Raw genomic sequence first — 14,024 nt, forward strand, 5'->3', positions numbered from 1 at the left:
CCGGACACCGGTCGACGTCAGGCGGGTGCGGCGGCCGGCGCGGATCGGACCGGGCGCAGCGGACGCAGGCGGTCGCGGCCGGACGGATCTCCAGGCCTTCGGACGGGATCGTCCCGCCGCAGCCTAGTGGTTTGGCCTGGCCCAGGGGCGAGCGGCCAGTTCAGCCGACCGAGCCAGATGCCGGAATGGGCCGCGAAGGGCTCCCGGTCCGGGTCCTTCGATCACTCGGATGGTGCCCTCACTGCTATGAACCTTCACCCGGCTTCGGGTAGTTGCTCGATCCGCTCCGGCGTCAGTGTGGTGGCCCGGAGGCGCTGGTTGGCGGGGCGGTCCCGTCCGAAGGCTTGGCCTTGGCCGTTAGCGTGGTGTTGATGGTGTGGCAGGGTGGTGGGGCATGTGGGCCTTCGGGGTCCTGTGAACGCGAGAGGTGTATGTCATGAACGAGGCCGAGCTCAGGGCGCTGTTCGACGAGATCGACACGGACGGCGACGGGCGGATCAACATCGTCGAACTGGCGGAGGGGTTCAAGGCCGAGGGCGCCCAGGGGCACCTCGCTGAAGAGGTCAAGAAGGCCATGGCGGCCGACGTGAACCACGACGGGGTCCTCGACTTCGAAGAGTTCCGCACCCTGCTGAAGTAGCGGCAGGCCTGACAGCCCCCGTACGGACCCGGAAGGGCCGAACGGGGGCTGACGTGTGTGTGAGAACGGTCACCGCCGGGAGCTGCGAGTACATCGGCGGTGCGCCGCAGTCTGGTGCTCGAAACGTGTGCCGTGCACGGGAGGCGGACGACGTCGACGCCGGCGCCCGCGAAGTCCCGTTCCCATCGCTTGCTCCGGGGTGTCCCTTTCCAGCCGTCACCCTTGAAGAGGCGGTGGAAGCCGGTCTGCCGCGAGGCCTCCATCTTCTCCAGCGTGGTGTCGACTACGGCGTCGTCCACAGGTACGCGACGGCACGGACGATCTAGAGACGTGCCCGGGAGGAGCGCCATTGCCAGCACGCAGCACACCACCCCACGCTACGGCAGCTTGCGGACTCGCCTCTCGACCCGGCCCGTTTCGCACAGCACCTCATCAACCAGCTCCGGCGGAACGAGCTGGGTCAACTCGCCAGGATGGCCCGGCGAAGACACTTCGAACGGACACGGTAGGTGCCGGCATGCCAGGCTGGACGGACAACGGGGCTCCCGTGGGTACGGCGCCTTGGTCGACTTCCGTCCTACGCGGAGCCCCGTCCGGCGTCAGGCGGGGGGACCAGGCGGTTCTCGTGGGCGAAGACCACGGCCTGGATCCGGTCGCGGAGTTCCAGCTTGAGCAGGATCCGACCCAGATGGGACTTCACGGTCGCCTCCGCGAGGTACAGGGCGGCCGCGATCTCGGCGTTGGACAGGCCGCGACCGACCTCGACGAGCACCTCGCGCTCCCGGGCGCTGAGCCGGTCCAGCCGGTCGTCGCGGACGGCGGTGCCCCCGTCGGCCAGGTGCGGACGGAAGTCCTCCAGCAGGCGCCGGGTGATCCGCGGGGAGAGCACCGCGTCGCCCGCCGCGACGTTGCGGATCGCGGTGAGCAGCTCCTCGGGCCGGGTGTTCTTCAGCAGGAAGCCCGAGGCCCCGGCGCCGAGCGCGGCGAAGGCGTACGCGTCCAGGTCGAAGGTGGTCAGGATCAGCACCCTGCTCTCCGGGGAGACCTCGACGACCCGCCGGGTCGCCTCGATCCCGTCCGTCCCGGGCATCCGGACGTCCATCAGCACGACGTCGGGCCGCAGCTCCCGGGCGAGGCGGACGGCCTGGGCGCCGTCCGCGGCCTCGCCGACCGGCGCCATGTCGGGCTGGGCCTCCAGGACCGTGCCGAAGGCCATCCGGAGCAGCGCCTCGTCGTCGGCGATCACGATGCGGATCGTCATGCGGCGGCCGTCCCGCCGCTGTTGAGCAGGAGCCGCGTCCGCACGCCCCAGCCGCCGCCCGGAAGCGGTCCGGCCCGCAGCGTCCCCCCGTAGGCGGCCGCGCGCTCGCGCATGCCGGGGATGCCGTGGCCGGACGGAGCGGTGGCGGGAAGCGCCGTCCGGGGGCCGCTGTCGGTGACCTCCACGCCGACGCTCCCGGCCGAGCACTCGACCAAGACCGTCGCGCGGGTGCCGGCGGGAGTGTGCTTGAGGGTGTTGGTCAACGCTTCCTGCACCAGGCGGTAGACGGTGAGTTGCGCGGTGGCCGGCAGGTGGGCGTGGCCGCCGCGGACCTCCAGGTTGGTCGGCAGCCCGGCGGCGCTCATCTGGTCGGCGAGCGCCTCCAGCTGGGCGATGCCGGGCAGCGGGTGGCGCTCGGCGTCCGGCTCGTCGGCCCGCAGGACGCCCAGCGAGCGCCGCATGTCGGTGAGGGCCTGCCGGCCCGTCTCGGAGATCTGCAGCATCGCGGCGGTGGCCCGGTCCGGGGACCTGTGCTGCGCGTAGACGGCGGCGTCGGTGAGCGCCACCATGACGGACAGGTTGTGGGTGACGATGTCGTGCATCTCGCGGGTGATCCGGGCACGCTCCTCGGCGACGGCCAGCCGAGCCTTCTGCTCCTGGTGCAGCGCCAGCCGTTCGGCCCGCTCCTGCACGGCGGCGAGGTAGGCCCGGCCGGTCCGCACGTTCACCCCGAGGACGGCGGAGGCGACCACCGTCGCGGAGAGCGCGACGAACGGGGTCAGGAACGCGCCGTCCTGTGCCCAGCGCAGGCAGGCCAGTACGGCCCCGCCCTCCACGACGGCGGCGGCGAGCAGCGTGCCGCGCCGGCCCGTGTGCGCGGCCGCCGTGTACAGGGCCACCAGCAGGGCGGCGTCCGCGGGCAGTTGTACGTCCGCCAGCCACTGGACGAAGGCCGCGGCCACCACGGTGGTGAACACCGCGAGCGGGGCCCGGCGCCGCCACACCAGGGGCAGCGCCAGGGCGGCGGTGAGCGCCGCTGCCACCGGCAGCTCCCGCGCCGGGTACGTGGTCACGACGTTGAGGAGGAGCAGCGCCGGCAGCACCGAATCCCACACCAGGGGCGGTACCCGGTCCCGGTGGCGCACCGTCACACCCCTCCGCCGATCGGCCCTCGTGGCGGCCCGGCCGGGCCGCCACCGCGTACAGCCGCAGCCTAGGCGGCGGGGCCCGCGCCGCACATGAGCCCGGCGTCGGAGCGCAATGTGCCGGGGTACGACCACAGGAGGAGACCCGGCACCTCCCGCGGTCGCAGGCCGGCCGCCGGTCCGGGGTGCCCGGTTGCCACTCCGGTCGCACCGCGGCCGCCCCCCGTTGCGACGCCGGTCGCAGTCGGCGGCGCCCCGGGGCCGATGCGGCGGCGCGGACCCCGCGCCGAGCATGGCCGGGTGACCGAAACCATCCCGGGGCTGTTCCTGTCCCTTCCGGAAGTCTTCGTCCTGCTGGGCGCCGTCGCGCTGCTGGTGGCGCGCTGGCTCCCCCCGGCCGCCCGCCGACCCGTCACCGTCGCGGCGGGGGCGGTCCTCGTACCGTCGGCGATCGTGCTGGGCATCGTGGGGATCCGCTGGCAGATGCTGCCGCTCCTGGCCGGCGCCGCCGTCGCCTCGGCGTTCGCCCTCCCGCCCCTGCTGCGGCGCCGTGCCGGCCGACCGGCGTGGCGGGCCCGCTGGTGGCCGGCCCTGCCGGGATCGCTGGCCTGCGCCGGCCTGATCGCCACCGGCCCGGTGGCCGCCTGGGCCTTCCCCGTGCCCGTCTTCCCCGAGCCGACGGGCGCCTTCGCGGTCGGCACCCGGGCGGTGCAGTGGACCGACCCGCTCCGCCCCGAGAGCTTCACCGCCGATCCGGACGACCGGCGCACGGTCGTGGTCCAGCTCTGGTACCCGGCGCAGACGAGCCCCGCGGGCGTCCCTCGGGCCCAGTACCTGGGACGCACGCAGGGCGAGGCGCGGACCGTCTCCGAGGCCCTGGCCGGCGGGGTCGGCCTGCCCGGCTCCCTGGTCGACGGCGTCCCGAGGGCCCGCAGCCGCGCGGTCGTCGACGCTCCGGTGGCCGGCGGGGGAGAGCGGTTCCCGGTCGTCCTGTTCTCCCCGGGGTCGGGCGGGGTGCGGACCCAGAACACCGCCTGGGCGGAGGAGCTGGCCAGCCACGGCTACCTGGTAGCCGCCCTCGACCACCCGTACGACTCCGCCGTCGTCGTCCTCGCCGACGGCCGCACGATCCGCGCCACCACCGCCTCCTCCGGGGACCGCGACAGGGACGAGGAGCTCGCTGCCGGCTGGACCGCCGTCCGGGCCGCCGACCTCGGCTTCGTCCTCACCCAGCTGGAGCGCCTGGACCGCGGTGAGACCGCCGACCCGCTGACCGGGCGCCTGGACACCGGCCGCGCCGCGGTGGCCGGCCACTCCCTCGGCGGGGCCGCCGCCCTGCAGGCGGCCCGGCAGGACCGCCGGTTCGACGCCGTCGTCGACCTGGACGGCTACCCCCACGGCCCCACCACGCCCGCCCTCGAGCAGCCGGCGCTCGCGCTCACCCAGGAGATCACCGCCGGCACCGACCCGCGCTACCTGCCCCGGCTCACCGAGGCCCTTGAGCACAGCACCGCGACGAGCTACCGGCTCACCGTCCCCGGCGCCGGGCACCTCACCTTCATGGACGGCCCGCTCTACCTGCCGCCGGTGCCCTCGATCGTGGGCACCCTGGGCCGCACCGAGAGCCCGCGCGTCGTCGCCGCGGCCACCCTCGCCTTCCTGGACGCCAGCCTCCGAGGCCGCCCCGGCGACCCGGCCGACGCCCTGGCGGCCTACGGCAGGGTCTACACGGTCTCACCACCAGGGGCTCGGGGAACCGCGAGGCCGACCACGTGATGGGCCGAACGCGCGCTCGGGGCCGACCACGGGGTGGGCCTGGCAGTTCTCCGAGCCCTGGTAGTGCTTCGTTAGGTGGTGTCGTAGGGCAGCGGTCTTCCACGGGCCGAAGCGTTCGGGCAGGTCACGCCACTGCACCCGGTCCGCACCCGATGCAGGGTTCCATCGATCACCTGCCGGTGATCACGCCACCGGCCGCAACGACCGTTGTTGACCGGCAGGAGCGACCGGAGCCGTTCCCACTCTGCGTCCGTCAGATCACCGCGCTCCATGCTCACGCCAACGACTGAGGAGCAGGCAGTCACATCGGCAGCTCGACACCCTCACGTGGAACTGCCTCTGACCTGGAGAGGAACACCCGCCGCTGGGGCCGCTCGATCTCCGTGACGAAGACGGCGATCTCCTCTCCGGCTTCGAAGTCCTCTGACGGGCTGATGGCAGGCAGTCGGCCCTCGTACTCTCTGGAGGGGACCAGCCCGACGACTCCGTCAGCGACATGGACGAGGACACCGATGGGAAGCACCCTGTCGACCGTCCCACGCAGCTCCTGGCCTACCACGGTGCGGTCAGCGAAAGCCTGGAAGGGATCTGGCTGCAGTGCTTTCAACGACAGCCTGGCCTCGGCGTTGAAGGTGTCGAACTGAAGGAATTCACACGAAACACGCTGGCCGATCTCGACGACATCGGTGAGAGCGTCGATGTGCCGCCAGGACAGTTCGGGAACCACGATGAACCCGACGCCGGGCAGCGTCGGGTGATCGGGGCCGTCGTCCAAGGCCACGAAGACCCCGAATCGTTCGATCGCCACGACGGTGCCGGACAGGATCTCGCCGCGGTGCAGTGACTCCAGGAACGCCCAGAGTTCCGGGCTCTCAGACTGCCAATCCATGCTGGCCACCATGGCACACGGCTCAGATCGACAGCAGCCAGTTCAGCTGAACCCGCTGCGCGCAGCCACGCGCCGTCCCAACCGCCAACGCCTTGATCGACCGGACAAGTCCTACTGCAACGGTCTTTGCCGTGACGGTTGGGCAGGTGGGTCGCTGGGCTGATCGTGGGGTGGGGAATTTGCGGAGGCCCGGTCGTGGGCTGGTGAGCTGAAGACTCTGCATGAGCGGTTTCTGCACCGTTTCTCCGGGTCGGAGCCGCGGGAGTCGGCGCTTGCGTATATGCGGGGGCTGACCGCCCCGCCGAGCGGAGAACGACTGGACGCTGGCGGAGGAGGCCGGGCACGCGGCCCCGGACCGGATCCACCGGCTGCTGAACCGCATCGACTGGGACGCCGATGGGGTCCTGGACGACGTGCGGGAGTACGTGGTCGAGCACCTCGGCGACCCGGATGCGGTGCTCATCGTGGACGACACCGGGTTCCTGAAGATGGGCGACCGGTCGGCCGGGGTCCAGCGGCAGTACTCCGGCACGGCCGGGCGGACGGAGAACTGCCAGGTCGGTGTCTTCCTCGCCTATGCCGCCAGCCGCGGCCGCACCCTCATTGACCGGCGTCTCTAGCTGCCCACCTCGTGGACGGAAGACCGGGAACGGTGCCGGCAGGCCGGCATCGACGACGCGGTGGGCTTCGAGACGAAGGTGGCGATGGCCAGGTCGATGGTCCGCCGGCTGATCGGTGAGAAGATCCCGTTCGGCTGAGTGACAGCCGATGCAGCCGGCCGACGCCGATCCCGCTGCGGTCTGGCGGGCTCGGTCGGTGCGGTGGGGGAGGTCACGGGGTGGTGCTCCTTGATCCGGGATCGGTTCCCCGAACTCGTCGCGGCCGCGGAGCAACTGCCCGCGGTCTGGACCTGGACGGGGAGCTTCTGGTCTGGAACGAAGAGGCGGGCCGGCTGCGTTTCGAGGCGTTGCAGCGCCGAACCGCCGCCCGCGGCCGCAACGCCGCCGGCCTCGCCCCGCGGTGGCCGGTGTACTTCGTCGTGTTCAACGTGATGCAGCGGGACGGGCAGGAACTGCTGACCCTGCCCTACCGCGAGCGCCGCTCCCACCTGGAGGCCCTGTTCGCCGACCCGCGTCCTGACGGGCCTCGTGGGCCTTGTGCCGTCTGGTGGTCCGGAACGCGAAGGGAGCCTTCCAGGGCACCAGCCTGCTCGGAACTGGACAGCAGATCCCGGGGAAACTCGCCGAAGGTATCCCGCCAGCCGGGGGAGCCGCACCTCACGACCTCACGTACGGGTGCAGCGCGTCCGTGGTCACGTCGGGAGGGTCCTGGCCTCGTCCGTGTCCGTACGGGTGGTCAGGCGTCCGCGTGTGGCGAGGCGAGAGAGGCGGCGTTCCTCCCGGTTGGCCCAGCGTCGTACGCGGTCGGGGTCCAGCGGGGTGCCGTGGCCGACGTGCAGACGGGTGGGGTGGAGCGCGAGCATTCTGCGGAGGCTTGCGAGGTTGCCGAGTGGGTCGTCGTGGAAGGGCGGGTTGGCGGGCTTGCCGGGGATGAGTCCCATGAAGGAGTTGGCGACCAGGTCGCCGGCGACCAGGTCCCCTGTCCCGGTGATGACGGATACCGATCCGGCGGTGTGGCCGGGCGTGGGCATGATGCGGCCGGTGATGCCGAAGTCTTCGAGGTCGGTTTCCCCGCGGAGCAGAATGCCGGGCTCGATCGGCTCGACTCGGACATGCAGGTTCCTGTTGCGGTTCATGAGGCGGCCCATGGGGCCGGTGGGCAGGTACGGCAGGCGGACGCGGCCGGTTCGGTAGGGTTCGAGGTCGGCGGCGTGGCCGGCGATGGGGGCGCCGGTCAGCCGGTGCAGCTCGGCCGCAGAGCCGAAATGGTCGATGTGGCCGTGTGTGAGGACGATCAGTGCGATGTCCGCCGGGTCGACTCCGTGCGCGGCGACTTGGTCGTGGATCCTGCGGGCGCTGCCGGGTGTCCCCGCGTCGACGATGACGGGGCGCCGACCCAGCAGCAGGTAGGCGTTGACCGCGTGCCTGCCCAGGACGGGGATCGGGATGATTTTCGTGGCGGGCATGGGTGCTCCTGGGATGATTGATTGTCGCTGTCGGGGCATGCGGCCGCCAGGCCGGGCGCCTGGGGTGGGCGTGGCCTTCTGCTCGGGGTGTCCGGGTTGAGGGGCTGGTGCGGCCGGCGGCTTAGCGGAAGCGCCGGCGGTACTCGGCGGGAGTCGTCCCCAGCCGTCGCTGGAAGGACCGGTGCAGCGTTTTCACCGAGCCCAGGCCGCTGTCGGCGGCGATTTCCGGCAGGCTCAAGTCGGTTTCCTCCAGCAGCCGGCGGGCCGCTTCGAGCCGTACGGTTTCCACGTACGAGGCGGGGGTGCTCCCCGTACGTCTGACGAACGTCCGTGAGAAATGGCGGGGACTGAGATTCAGGCGGGCGGCGAGCGCTTCGGTGGAGAGCTCTTCGCGCGGGTGCTCGGCCATCCACCGGCACAGTGCTTCCACCGGGTCGTCGGGGGGAGTCCGGAGCGAGAGGGGCACACTGAACTGGCTCTGCCCGCCCGAGCGCTTGACGTACATGACCATCATGCGGGCGGTGGCGAGCGCGACGGCCTGGCCGTGGTCCTCCGCCACCATCGCGAGGGCCATGTCCATCCCCGAAGTGACCCCCGCGCAGGTCCACAGCCGCCCGGACCGGATGAAGATGGGGTCCGGATCGACGTCGACGTCCGGGTGGTCGGCGGCCAGCTGCGCGGCGGTGAGCCAGTGGGTCGTGGCCCGCCGCCCCCTCAGCAGTCCTGCGTCGGCGAGCAGGTGCGCGCCGGCGCAGATCGAGCCGATCCTTGAGGCTCGGGGTCCGCCCTGCCGCAGCCAGGCGGTGACCGTCTTGTCGATGACCGCCTCGACCCCGTTTCCGGTGTGGGTGATCGCTCCCGACACCAGCATGGTGTCGACCCTGCCCTCCACTTCCTGCAGGGTCAGGTCGGACATCAGCCGCACACCACTGGAGGTCGGTACCTCCCCTCCGGTCGCCGTCGCGATGTGGATCCGATAGCCCGGCTTCCCCGATTCCGCGAGCACCCGGGACGCCACGGAGAACACCTCGGTGGGTCCCGTGACGTCGAGCAGCTCGACGCCGGGGAACGCAATGATGACGACTCTTCGCGGTGAGGGCATGTACTGATCATTGGCGTCATGGCTCGTGTCCGCAATGACGAGGTTGTCTCAGATCCGGCCATCGCGGAGGCCGGGCGCTGTCGCAGCGGGAACTTCTGGCGGGCGGCGGGACCGGTGGCTTTCCGCGGGGCGAGTGAAGCGGGCGGGCGGCGTACGCGTCCTTCTGCCGGGTCCCTGCGTCCGCTGAGCGGCGCCTGCCTCAAGCGCGTCGGCGGGCTCCAACCCGGCCTACCAGCGGCCCCCGCATCTGCTGACGGAGGACGTATGGCGATGGGGCGGGCGCCAGGAGAGGGGTTGTCCCGACTCTGCTTCACGCGGGTCGGAGTCCGTCTTCTCAGGATTGGAAAGGCGGCTTCTCGCCCGTCCGGGGCCTCTGCAGCCGGGCCGCGAGTTCCCCGGGCAGGGCGTCGCGGTTTGCCGGGGTGAGGTGGATGACCTCGATGTCGGGTCGACGCTTGAGGGCGTCGGTGAACGGATCGCGGTGCGCGTGGACCGTGGCGACGACGTCGGTGTCTGTGGCGAGCAGGGTGATGACCGCGTCCCGGAACGCCTCGCACGCCAGTTCCATCCGCCCCAGCTCGTCGAGGAGCACCAGCCGCCCCTTCGTCTCGTCGCTTGCCGCCGGCCGGATCGATGGCAGCGCTAGGCGTTCCATGACGCCCAGGTCGACGCCGTATTTCCCCACCCGCGGCGGGCCGGGGAGGTCGACATGGGCGAGTACCTCCCGCCAGCCCGCCAGTGTCTCCAGGGCGAAGCCGACTCGATGGCCGGACTGCCGGATCTCCTCCGTGGTGAAGCCGGTGGCCGTGCGTGCGGGCAGCAGCTCGACCAGCCGGCGCAGAGCGGTCGTCTTGCCCGAGCCAGGGCGGCCTTCGAGCAGGATCCTTGTCGGCACAGTGCCATCCTGCCCTCGTTCCTGGAGGCGGGCCGTGTGGGCTCGGCCGTACGGGGGTTTTGGCGTGCGGACCGGTGCCGGCGCCGCCGTACGCGGGTATGGCGGCGCGCATGAGCGGAATTGAACTCAGCAGCACCGCGTTCGACGACACAACGGTGATCCCCCGTCGGTACAGCGGGGAGGGAGAGAACATCTCACCACCCCTGACCTGGTCGGGGGTGCCAGACGAGGCGACGGAGCTGGTGCTCCTGTGCGAGGACCCCGACGCGCCGGGGCCGACCTTCCTGCACTGGCTGGTGACCGGCATCGATCCGGACACGACCGGGGTGGCGGAGGACCAGAAGCCCCGGGGTGGCCTGCCGTGGCCCAACGGCTTCGGGCGCATGGGCTGGGGAGGGCCCATGCCCCCACCGGGGCACGGGCCGCACCGGTACTTCTTCCACCTGTACGCCCTGTCCGAGCCGCTGCCGCTGCACGACCGCCCCGGCGTCGAGGACGTACACCGTGCCCTGAAGGGCCGGGAGCTGGCCTCCGGAACCCTGGTCGGGACGTACGAGCGCTGAGCGTGTCACCGCTGGTCGTAACGGGCAGCGGTGCCGTGCACTTCTTGCAGGAGCCGGGCCGGGCGGTGCGGTGGCTGCGACACTCCTCAGCCCGGAGTCTTTGGTCCCGCCCAACCGGCGGGACTACCTCGCCGCCTACGACGCCCGCGGGCTGCGGCTTCAGGCCTCGGTCCGGATCGCGCCGGAGCTGATCGCCGAGTCGTCCGACCGCCTGGACCGGGGTCTGGTCCGCGCCGTCGGGTCCTCGGCAGGTACGCCGGACGCCGACGGCTGGGTGACGGCGAGCGTGCCGCTGGAGTCGGTCGGCCTGGCGGTACCGATGCTGCTGTCGCTGGGCGCGGACGTCGAGGTCCTCGCCCCCGAGGAGCTGCGCCGTGCGAGGGCAGCGACGGCCGCGGTCGTGCTCGACCGGTACCGCGGGGCAGGCTCATGCCACCGGCCGGAGGCCGATGTCCTCAGCAGCAGTCCGGCGGACACGGTGGCCAGCAGCGAAACGGCGGCGAGTACAGCGAAGCCGTAGCGGGTGCTGCTGTGGTCGGTGACCGTTGCCACCAGCAACATAGCCCCGACCGTGGCGGCCAGCCCGCCGCCGTTCGCGAGCCCGAAGACCCTGCCCACCGTGGCCTCGTCGGCCGACGCCATCAACATGGTCCGGGAGGCGATCCTGGCCTGCCCGAACACGAAAGCGCCCAGCGGTACGCCGATGAAGTAGCCGACGATCCCGAACTGGCTCTGCAGCACCAGGCCCACGGCACAGAGCAGGAAGCCCACGACGGCGATGCGAAGGTCCGGATGGCGCTTGCCGACGATCCGGTAGGCGCCTGTGGCCGCCAGGAAGCCGAGGCACCCAAGGGCATCGACGACGCCGAACGTGCCGGCACCCAGGTGGAGTTCACCGATGACGGCGGTGGGCAGCAGCGCGTTGAACACCGTGACGACCACGCCGCCCTGCGCGTAGAGCAGGATGAGACGCCGTACCCTCAGCGGCCGTCGAGCAGCTGCCGGCACCGGTGTCGGCAGCGTGGTGCCGGGGGCTGTAGGGGGCCGGTCCCGGCGCCGCCCGATCGCGACGACGCAGAGTGCCGACACGACGAAGGTACCGGCGTTGAACACCAGCAGCGGGACGGCACCCAGCGTCTGGACGCTCAGGCCGCCGACCGTCGCCGACAGCAGCATGCCCGCCTGTGTCCCCATCTCATGGCGGGCGTTGAACCGCCCCAGTCGATCGGCCGGGATCCGCTCCTTGATCAGTGCGGCGCTGACCGGGACGAACAGCGCACCGACGACGGCCAGCACGAGATTGGCGGTGTAGATCCCCGGCCCCCGGGCGCCACCGCAGACCAGCCACACGGGCAGCGCGAAGGCCACAGCCGCACTGACGGCATCGCAGCCAATCCACAGGACCCGGCGGTCGCAACGGTCCGCCAGGCGTCCGAAGAAGGCAGAGAGCAGCGCCTGCGGGCCGGCGACGGCAATGAAGAGCCAGCCGACGGCCATCATGGTCTGCTGCTCGCCGATCACGAGCAGCGCACCGACGATGAGTTGGACGTTATTGCCGAGGGCGGTGGCGAAGGCAGCGGAAACGAGCAGCCGCTCGATCCGGCGCGGGTGGGAGCCGAAGATCATGACGCCAGTCTCGGCATTGTTCACTGACATCCTCTGTCAGTAGAGTTTTCGGCGGCACCGCGACCAGGCGGCAGGCGGGCCGTCTGACGACGGAATCGCCCCCACACCACTCGGTCATCAAGTCGGCGACCGGCCCGGCTGGTGGAACTCTCCACAACGGCTCTCGGAGCGATCCGCGGCCACATCGTTCCGGGCACGCGCCTGTCCGCCGATCCTGGTGGAAGGCCGTGCACACGACCTCCTTGCTGCGGCAGAGGGCGACCGGCAGGGCGACCGGGACGGCGAGCCGGGCCGGTAGTCATCGAGCCCCGCCGAATCGGTGGCGCGGAGGTACGGTGGCCTGCCCTGCGCGTTCAACCAGGCCGTTGGGCTCCAAGAAGCCATCACGTTGTGGGTGAGAACTCGCTGCCGGGCGCCTGGGCGAGGCGGCCGGGGAGTGGCAGAGCGGCCACTACGCGAGGGCCGGCCTGGCCCTGCTCGGTACGCGTGGCTGCACAGGTGAGACCTGACATCACATGCCGACGTTTTCGGCGTCAGCCGACGCCCGGCAAGAGCTGGAATGTCGGTGGGGAGTAGCAGCGGCCCGGAATACGCTGACCGTATGCGACGCGCCGCGTGGCTCCGTGGCCACCCCCGCCTTGACGATCTTCGGCTCGAAGGATCCGCCGCGGTCGTGCGGCACGGACAGCTCGACCGGGCCGACGTCGGTCAAGACGGTGGTCTTCACGCGGGTGCCCTTGCGGCCGTTGTCGCCGTTCTTCCCGGCCGGGGCGTACTTGTCATAGCCGAGGTGGTCGGTGATCTCGCCCTCCAGGGCGGACTGCTGCAGCAGCCGCTTCGTCAGCTGCTGCAGCAGTTCGCCCTCTCCGGTCAGTTGCAGGCCTCGGCCTCTGCGCGGCAGTCGACCTGGGCCACACGGGCCAACCGGTGAGCACCCGGAACTCCTACCGCGGGGCCTTCGTGGTAGTCAGCCACGACGAACGGTTCCTGTACGAGATCCGGCTGAACCGGTGGCTGCGGCCGAAGACGATGAGCTGACGGAAACTTGAGCCCCTGAGGTATGGGCGTACGTGCGACCCGCCCCGTGCCCTCTGCCCATGCCCCGCTCCTACGGGCACCCGGCCCGCTCCGGCCGCGGCGTGTTCCGCGGCCTCGCATCTCCGGTCGTGCCCACACCGGATGAGGACTGCCCCTCCGGGGGAGCGGTTGTCCTACCGAGGCGCTACAGTGTGCGCCGCGGTCGAGACGGCTGACTACCGTGCTCCTGGGCCAGGGCCTGCCGCAGCACCTCTTGACCTTCCGTCGGGGTGTACGGGGGCCGGCGCCCGGCTGTTGCGGCGCGTCCCCGTTCGGAAACCGAGAAACAGCCAGGAGATCCATGAGAAAGAGAGCGCGGAGAGCGAGCATGCTCGCCGCCGCCACCGCCGTCGCGGCCACGGGCATGTTCCTGGCCGCACCGAACGCCAGCGCGGGCACGTCCGACGTGGCTAACCCCGGCTTCGAGAGCGGCAACGCGTCCTGGAACGAGAAGGTGACCCCGTTCGCCGGGCATCCCATCAACAACTCCTCCGCATGGCCGGCACGCTCGGGCACCGGCAAGGCGGAGCTGGGCGGCCAGGGCATGACCGGGATGAGTCGGATCTCGCAGCAGGTCACGGTCCCGGCATACCGGGTTCCGGTGCTGTCGTTCTGGGTGCGTAGCGACGTGGTCCACGGCGGGACGAGCGGCTTCGGCTTCCGCCAGTTGATCGTGGAGGCCACGGCGGAGGACGGAACGCCTTATGAGCTGCACGACCGCATGAACAAGGGTGGGACGAACGGTTCTTACGAGCAGGTGACGGTCACGCTGCCGGACGCCGCCTTCTACCGGTCTTCCCCGCAGAAGGTGAACATCAGCTTCATGGTGGTCGAGGACGCGGCGAACCGGATGCCGTTCCTGATCGATGACGTGAGCATGGAATACCGCTTCAAGAAGATCGACCGTCCGGTAGTCATTCCCGGCGGCATCTTCCGCCCCATCGGGGGCTGATCCTTCCCGCAG

General features: G+C 71.3%; 12 protein-coding genes and 5 pseudogenes. 7 read left to right on the forward strand and 10 right to left on the reverse strand.

What is annotated here, in order from left to right; translation table 11 throughout:
- The first annotated feature begins 436 nt into the window (after window positions 1–436).
- Window positions 437–640 (forward strand): EF-hand domain-containing protein, encoded by a 204-nt coding sequence (locus ACFV7Q_RS29820; RefSeq protein ID WP_385433038.1) that lies wholly within the window; start codon window positions 437–439, stop codon window positions 638–640.
- Window positions 641–1,017: 377 nt separating this feature from the next.
- On the opposite strand, the gene ACFV7Q_RS29825 is transcribed toward ACFV7Q_RS29820, so the two are convergent.
- From ACFV7Q_RS29825 to ACFV7Q_RS29835, 3 genes are all read right to left on the reverse strand, one after another.
- Window positions 1,018–1,131 (reverse strand): transposase domain-containing protein, encoded by a 114-nt coding sequence (locus ACFV7Q_RS29825; protein ID WP_385433040.1) that lies wholly within the window; start codon window positions 1,129–1,131, stop codon window positions 1,018–1,020.
- 86 nt (window positions 1,132–1,217) lie between these two features.
- A complete protein-coding gene (locus ACFV7Q_RS29830; protein WP_385433042.1) occupies window positions 1,218–1,901 on the reverse strand; it encodes a response regulator in 684 nt (227 codons plus the stop codon).
- Window positions 1,898–3,052 carry a sensor histidine kinase gene (locus tag ACFV7Q_RS29835; protein WP_385433044.1) on the reverse strand — a complete coding sequence of 385 codons (1,155 nt, stop codon included), beginning with the start codon at window positions 3,050–3,052 and terminating at the stop codon, window positions 1,898–1,900. The genes ACFV7Q_RS29830 and ACFV7Q_RS29835 overlap by 4 nt, the downstream gene beginning before the upstream one ends.
- Before the next feature lie 258 nt (window positions 3,053–3,310).
- Here ACFV7Q_RS29835 and ACFV7Q_RS29840 point away from each other — a divergent pair, with 258 nt between their 5' ends.
- Window positions 3,311–4,822, forward strand: coding sequence for an alpha/beta hydrolase family protein (locus ACFV7Q_RS29840; RefSeq protein ID WP_385433046.1), 1,512 nt, complete (start codon window positions 3,311–3,313; stop codon window positions 4,820–4,822).
- Between the two features lie 90 nt (window positions 4,823–4,912).
- On the opposite strand, the pseudogene ACFV7Q_RS29845 reads toward ACFV7Q_RS29840, so the two are convergent.
- Window positions 4,913–5,094 (reverse strand): annotated as a pseudogene (locus tag ACFV7Q_RS29845) (transposase); the annotation flags it as partial.
- A gap of 29 nt (window positions 5,095–5,123) precedes the next feature.
- The gene (locus ACFV7Q_RS29850; RefSeq protein ID WP_385433048.1) at window positions 5,124–5,711 is read right to left on the reverse strand and encodes a S1 RNA-binding domain-containing protein; all 588 of its coding nucleotides are present in this window, start codon (window positions 5,709–5,711) and stop codon (window positions 5,124–5,126) included.
- A gap of 208 nt (window positions 5,712–5,919) precedes the next feature.
- Here ACFV7Q_RS29850 and ACFV7Q_RS29855 point away from each other — a divergent pair.
- Both ACFV7Q_RS29855 and ACFV7Q_RS29860 read left to right on the forward strand, forming a co-directional pair.
- A pseudogene (locus ACFV7Q_RS29855) lies at window positions 5,920–6,466 on the forward strand (IS701 family transposase); the annotation flags it as partial.
- 86 nt (window positions 6,467–6,552) lie between these two features.
- Window positions 6,553–6,774: pseudogene (locus ACFV7Q_RS29860) on the forward strand (hypothetical protein); the annotation flags it as partial.
- Between the two features lie 249 nt (window positions 6,775–7,023).
- Here the strand turns inward: ACFV7Q_RS29860 and ACFV7Q_RS29865 are convergent.
- From ACFV7Q_RS29865 to ACFV7Q_RS29875, 3 genes are all read right to left on the reverse strand, one after another.
- Entirely contained in the window at window positions 7,024–7,797 is a 774-nt protein-coding gene (locus tag ACFV7Q_RS29865; RefSeq protein WP_385433049.1) for an MBL fold metallo-hydrolase, read from the reverse strand.
- Between the two features lie 121 nt (window positions 7,798–7,918).
- Window positions 7,919–8,899 (reverse strand): GlxA family transcriptional regulator, encoded by a 981-nt coding sequence (locus tag ACFV7Q_RS29870; protein ID WP_385433051.1) that lies wholly within the window; start codon window positions 8,897–8,899, stop codon window positions 7,919–7,921.
- A gap of 334 nt (window positions 8,900–9,233) precedes the next feature.
- Complete coding sequence (locus tag ACFV7Q_RS29875) at window positions 9,234–9,794, reverse strand: nucleoside-triphosphatase (RefSeq protein ID WP_385433053.1); 561 nt, start codon at window positions 9,792–9,794, stop codon at window positions 9,234–9,236.
- A 110-nt stretch (window positions 9,795–9,904) separates the two neighbouring features.
- Here ACFV7Q_RS29875 and ACFV7Q_RS29880 point away from each other — a divergent pair, with 110 nt between their 5' ends.
- Both ACFV7Q_RS29880 and ACFV7Q_RS29885 read left to right on the forward strand, forming a co-directional pair.
- Window positions 9,905–10,357, forward strand: a complete 453-nt coding sequence (locus ACFV7Q_RS29880) for a YbhB/YbcL family Raf kinase inhibitor-like protein (RefSeq protein WP_385433055.1) — start codon at window positions 9,905–9,907, stop codon at window positions 10,355–10,357.
- A gap of 70 nt (window positions 10,358–10,427) precedes the next feature.
- On the forward strand, window positions 10,428–10,877 hold the full coding sequence (locus tag ACFV7Q_RS29885; RefSeq protein ID WP_385433078.1) for a WYL domain-containing protein: 450 nt from the start codon (window positions 10,428–10,430) through the stop codon (window positions 10,875–10,877).
- Here the strand turns inward: ACFV7Q_RS29885 and ACFV7Q_RS29890 are convergent.
- Both ACFV7Q_RS29890 and ACFV7Q_RS29895 read right to left on the reverse strand, forming a co-directional pair.
- Window positions 10,835–12,013 (reverse strand): annotated as a pseudogene (locus ACFV7Q_RS29890) (MFS transporter); the annotation flags it as partial. The gene ACFV7Q_RS29885 and the pseudogene ACFV7Q_RS29890 overlap by 43 nt on opposite strands.
- 607 nt (window positions 12,014–12,620) lie before the next feature.
- Window positions 12,621–12,875, reverse strand: a pseudogene (locus ACFV7Q_RS29895) (transposase); the annotation flags it as partial.
- A gap of 513 nt (window positions 12,876–13,388) precedes the next feature.
- Here ACFV7Q_RS29895 and ACFV7Q_RS29900 point away from each other — a divergent pair.
- Window positions 13,389–14,012 (forward strand): hypothetical protein, encoded by a 624-nt coding sequence (locus ACFV7Q_RS29900; protein WP_385433056.1) that lies wholly within the window; start codon window positions 13,389–13,391, stop codon window positions 14,010–14,012.
- The last annotated feature ends 12 nt before the right edge of the window (window positions 14,013–14,024 follow it).

The organism is Streptomyces sp. NPDC059851, assembly GCF_042732005.1.
In the GTDB taxonomy this organism is placed as follows: Bacteria; Actinomycetota; Actinomycetes; order Streptomycetales; family Streptomycetaceae; genus Streptomyces.